The organism is Acinetobacter sp. ANC_7588 (genome assembly GCF_056783995.1).
In genome coordinates this window covers 1-5,571 of the sequence record NZ_JBWYIU010000025.1, presented here as the reverse complement: position 1 = coordinate 5,571, position 5,571 = coordinate 1, and the positions used below count along the sequence as shown (strand labels likewise).

The 5,571-nt window shown below is 48.7% G+C and carries 2 tRNA genes and 3 rRNA genes; all 5 read right to left on the bottom strand.

The annotated features are described in order from the left end of the window. Nucleotides 1-45: 45 nt before the first annotated feature. Nucleotides 46-160, bottom strand: a 5S ribosomal RNA gene (rrf, locus tag AC1M9J_RS14660). Between the two features lie 180 nt (nucleotides 161-340). Beyond that, nucleotides 341-3,232 (bottom strand): 23S ribosomal RNA (locus AC1M9J_RS14655). Between the two features lie 379 nt (nucleotides 3,233-3,611). Beyond that, nucleotides 3,612-3,687, bottom strand: a tRNA-Ala gene (locus AC1M9J_RS14650). A gap of 39 nt (nucleotides 3,688-3,726) precedes the next feature. Next, nucleotides 3,727-3,803 (bottom strand) — tRNA-Ile (locus AC1M9J_RS14645). A 61-nt stretch (nucleotides 3,804-3,864) separates the two neighbouring features. Next, a 16S ribosomal RNA gene (locus AC1M9J_RS14640) occupies nucleotides 3,865-5,402 on the bottom strand. Together the 16S, 23S and 5S rRNA genes with 2 tRNA genes alongside form the textbook arrangement of a ribosomal RNA operon. Nucleotides 5,403-5,571: the final 169 nt, after the last annotated feature.

The window sequence follows — 5,571 nt, the reverse complement described above, 5'->3', positions numbered from 1 at the left end:
ATAAAAAAACACCCCCTTCTATTGAAGGGGGTGTTTAGAATAATGAGCTGGCGATGACTTACTCTCACATGGGTAACCCCACACTACCATCAGCGCTAAGAGGTTTCACTTCTGAGTTCGGGAAGGGATCAGGTGGTTCACTCTTGCTATTGTCGCCAGCACAACTGTTGTGACTTTGCTTGGGTCTTATTCGCATATATTGTTTGCGTGCCTTTGCTTGGTCAAAGAAGTTATTAACAGCTATTTGAGTTGCTTTAGTTTGTGCAGTTTAGCGTTTTATCTAACTAAATCAAGTTATTTGTCATGATTTGAACCACAACACCAACTGTTTGGGTGTTGTATAGTCAAGCCTCACGAGTAATTAGTATTGGTCAGCTTCATACGTCACCGTACTTCCACATCCAACCTATCAACGTTGTAGTCTTCAACGGCTCTTTAGAGGACATAAAGTCCTTGGGAAATCTAATCTTGAGGTAGGCTTCCCGCTTAGATGCTTTCAGCGGTTATCCCTTCCGAACATAGCTACCCGGCGATGCGACTGGCGTCACAACCGGTACACCAGAGGTTCGTCCACTCTGGTCCTCTCGTACTAGGAGCAGATCCTCTCAAATTTCCAACGCCCACGGTAGATAGGGACCGAACTGTCTCACGACGTTCTAAACCCAGCTCGCGTACCTCTTTAAATGGCGAACAGCCATACCCTTGGGACCTGCTTCAGCCCCAGGATGAGATGAGCCGACATCGAGGTGCCAAACACCGCCGTCGATATGAACTCTTGGGCGGTATCAGCCTGTTATCCCCAGAGTACCTTTTATCCGTTGAGCGATGGCCCTTCCATACAGAACCACCGGATCACTAAGACCTACTTTCGTACCTGCTCGACTTGTGGGTCTCGCAGTTAAGCGCGCTTTTGCCTTTATACTCTACGCGTGATTTCCGACCACGCTGAGCGCACCTTCGTACTCCTCCGTTACTCTTTAGGAGGAGACCGCCCCAGTCAAACTACCCACCAGACATGGTCCTCGCTCCAGATAATGGAGCAGAGTTAGAACCTCAATATTACCAGGGTGGTATTTCAAGGACGGCTCCATAGAAACTGGCGTTTCTACTTCAAAGCCTCCCACCTATCCTACACAAGTAAGATCAAAGTTCAATGTCAAGCTGCAGTAAAGGTTCACGGGGTCTTTCCGTCTAGCCGCGGGTACACCGCATCTTCACGGCGAATTCGATTTCACTGAGCCTCTGCTGGAGACAGCGCCGCCATCATTATGCCATTCGTGCAGGTCGGAACTTACCCGACAAGGAATTTCGCTACCTTAGGACCGTTATAGTTACGGCCGCCGTTTACTGGGGCTTCGATCAAGAGCTTCGCTTACGCTAACCCCATCAATTAACCTTCCAGCACCGGGCAGGCATCACACCCTATACGTCCACTTTCGTGTTTGCAGAGTGCTATGTTTTTAATAAACAGTTGCAGCGGCCTGGTTTCTGAGGCTGCCAGTAGCTCAAGGAGCAAGTCCTATCACCGCCGGCAGCGTACCTTCTCCCGAAGTTACGGTACCATTTTGCCTAGTTCCTTCAGCAGAGTTCTCTCAAGCGCTTTGGTCTACTCGACCTGACCACCTGTGTCGGTTTCGGGTACGATTCCTGTGTAACTGAAGCTTAGAGACTTTTCCTGGAAGTATGGTATCAGCCACTTCGCTAGTAAACTAGCTTGCTATCGATTCTCAGCATAGAGTACCCCGGATTTGCCTAAGATACATGCCTACAATCTTCCACCTGGACAACCAACGCCAGGCTGACTTAACCTTCTCCGTCCTCTCATCGCATTACACAGAAGTATTGGAATATTAACCAATTTCCCATCGACTACGCCTCTCGGCCTCGCCTTAGGGGTCGACTCACCCAGCCCCGATTAACGTTGGACTGGAACCCTTGGTCTTTCAGCGAACGGGTTTTTCACCCGTTTTATCGTTACTCACGTCAGCATTCGCACTTCTGATACCTCCAGCAGACTTCTCAATCCACCTTCATCGGCTTACAGAACGCTCCCCTACCACTTGCAATAAATTGCAAATCCGCAGCTTCGGTACATAGTTTTAGCCCCGTTACATCTTCCGCGCAGGCCGACTCGACTAGTGAGCTATTACGCTTTCTTTAAAGGGTGGCTGCTTCTAAGCCAACCTCCTAGCTGTCTATGCCTTCCCACATCGTTTCCCACTTAACTATGATTTAGGGACCTTAGCTGGCGGTCTGGATTGTTTTCCTCTTGACTACGGACGTTAGCACCCGCAGTCTGTCTCCCGGATAGTACTCATTGGTATTCGGAGTTTGCATCGGTTTGGTAAGTCGGGATGACCCCCTAGCCGAAACAGTGCTCTACCCCCAATGGTATTCGTCCGAGGCGCTACCTAAATAGCTTTCGGGGAGAACCAGCTATCACCAGGCTTGATTAGCCTTTCACCCCTATCCACAAGTCATCCCCTGGCTTTTCAACGACAGTGGGTTCGGTCCTCCAGTAAGTGTTACCTCACCTTCAACCTGCTCATGGATAGATCGCCTGGTTTCGGGTCTACACCCAGCAACTAAACGCCCTATTAAGACTCGATTTCTCTACGGCTCCCCTATTCGGTTAACCTTGCTACTGAATGTAAGTCGCTGACCCATTATACAAAAGGTACGCAGTCACCACACGAAGTGGCTCCCACTGCTTGTATGCATGCGGTTTCAGGATCTATTTCACTCCCCTCACAGGGGTTCTTTTCGCCTTTCCCTCACGGTACTGGTTCACTATCGGTCAGTCAGGAGTATTTAGCCTTGGAGGATGGTCCCCCCATATTCAGACAAGGTTTCACGTGCCCCGCCCTACTCGACATCATCATGTAAGCCCTTTCGTGTACAGGACTATCACCTACTATGGTTGCACTTCCCAGAGCATTCCACTAAAGCTTACATAACTTAATGGGCTTTTCCCCTTTCGCTCGCCGCTACTGAGGGAATCTCAATTGATTTCTTTTCCTACGGGTACTGAGATGTTTCACTTCCCCGCGTTTGCCTTGCAACACTATGTATTCATGTTGCAATACCTATCTTATGATAGGTGGGTTCCCCCATTCAGAAATCTCCGGATCACAGGATATTTGCCGCCTCCCCGGAGCTTTTCGCAGGCTATCACGTCTTTCATCGCCTCTGACTGCCAAGGCATCCACCACATGCACTTAATTACTTGACTATACAACCCCAAACAGTCGTTCGACCCTACAAGTAGATCGTTCAACATTACAGTTTGAAGTACTGTGTATCTAAACACTGTACAGCTTCAATTCAAATTCATATACCAAAACGCTTGATTCAGTTAATTTCGCTAGTTCTCATTTCAATCACTTCAACTCAATAACTTACGTTATCTCGTTTCCGCTCTTTCTATGAGTATGAACAAATTATTTCAACTCAAATATATGCTGTTAATGATTCACTACGTCTTCGTCAGATCGCAGTCAACTGTGATAAATCACAGAGCTTAATAATCAAGGCGTGCAGTATACACAGCTTTATTACTAAGCTCTATAAGCTATCAACTTGTTTGCTTACTACGTATTCGAATGAATACGTGGTGGAGACTAGGAGAGTCGAACTCCTGACCTCCTGCGTGCAAAGCAGGCGCTCTACCAACTAAGCTAAGTCCCCAGCTTATCATTTAGATCAATGTATCGTATGAGTATGTCATGGTGGGTCTGACAAGACTTGAACTTGTGACCCCACGCTTATCAAGCGTGTGCTCTAACCAACTGAGCTACAGACCCTCAGATACATCGTCATGAAGAACAACTTGTTGTGGATTCTTACCAATCGTCAATCTTTCGTTAAGGAGGTGATCCAGCCGCAGGTTCCCCTACGGCTACCTTGTTACGACTTCACCCCAGTCATCGGCCACACCGTGGTAAGCGTCCTCCTTACGGTTAGACTACCTACTTCTGGTGCAACAAACTCCCATGGTGTGACGGGCGGTGTGTACAAGGCCCGGGAACGTATTCACCGCGGCATTCTGATCCGCGATTACTAGCGATTCCGACTTCATGGAGTCGAGTTGCAGACTCCAATCCGGACTACGATCGGCTTTTTGAGATTAGCATCCTATCGCTAGGTAGCAACCCTTTGTACCGACCATTGTAGCACGTGTGTAGCCCTGGTCGTAAGGGCCATGATGACTTGACGTCGTCCCCGCCTTCCTCCAGTTTGTCACTGGCAGTATCCTTAAAGTTCCCGGCTTAACCCGCTGGCAAATAAGGAAAAGGGTTGCGCTCGTTGCGGGACTTAACCCAACATCTCACGACACGAGCTGACGACAGCCATGCAGCACCTGTATGTAAGTTCCCGAAGGCACCAATCCATCTCTGGAAAGTTCTTACTATGTCAAGACCAGGTAAGGTTCTTCGCGTTGCATCGAATTAAACCACATGCTCCACCGCTTGTGCGGGCCCCCGTCAATTCATTTGAGTTTTAGTCTTGCGACCGTACTCCCCAGGCGGTCTACTTATCGCGTTAGCTGCGCCACTAAAGCCTCAAAGGCCCCAACGGCTAGTAGACATCGTTTACGGCATGGACTACCAGGGTATCTAATCCTGTTTGCTCCCCATGCTTTCGTACCTCAGCGTCAGTATTAGGCCAGATGGCTGCCTTCGCCATCGGTATTCCTCCAGATCTCTACGCATTTCACCGCTACACCTGGAATTCTACCATCCTCTCCCATACTCTAGCTTCCCAGTATCGAATGCAATTCCCAAGTTAAGCTCGGGGATTTCACATCCGACTTAAAAAGCCGCCTACGCACGCTTTACGCCCAGTAAATCCGATTAACGCTCGCACCCTCTGTATTACCGCGGCTGCTGGCACAGAGTTAGCCGGTGCTTATTCTGCGAGTAACGTCCACTATCCAAGAGTATTAATCTTAGTAGCCTCCTCCTCGCTTAAAGTGCTTTACAACCAAAAGGCCTTCTTCACACACGCGGCATGGCTGGATCAGGCTTCCGCCCATTGTCCAATATTCCCCACTGCTGCCTCCCGTAGGAGTCTGGGCCGTGTCTCAGTCCCAGTGTGGCGGATCATCCTCTCAGACCCGCTACAGATCGTCGCCTTGGTAGGCCTTTACCCCACCAACTAGCTAATCCGACTTAGGCTCATCTATTAGCGCAAGGCCCGAAGGTCCCCTGCTTTCTCCCGTAGGACGTATGCGGTATTAGCATCCCTTTCGAGATGTTGTCCCCCACTAATAGGCAGATTCCTAAGCATTACTCACCCGTCCGCCGCTAGGTCCAGTAGCAAGCTACCTTCCCCCGCTCGACTTGCATGTGTTAAGCCTGCCGCCAGCGTTCAATCTGAGCCATGATCAAACTCTTCAGTTTAAAATCAATAGTACCTAAAGGGTACCAATCTTGGCTCATCAATTACTGACAAAAAATTTGCTCAAATAAACTTCGAGAAATTTCTACCAATTATTAATGATAATATATATCGATCAATCAACCAGTAAAAATCCACACAAGTTGTTCTTCATAATCTCTTAATGATCTT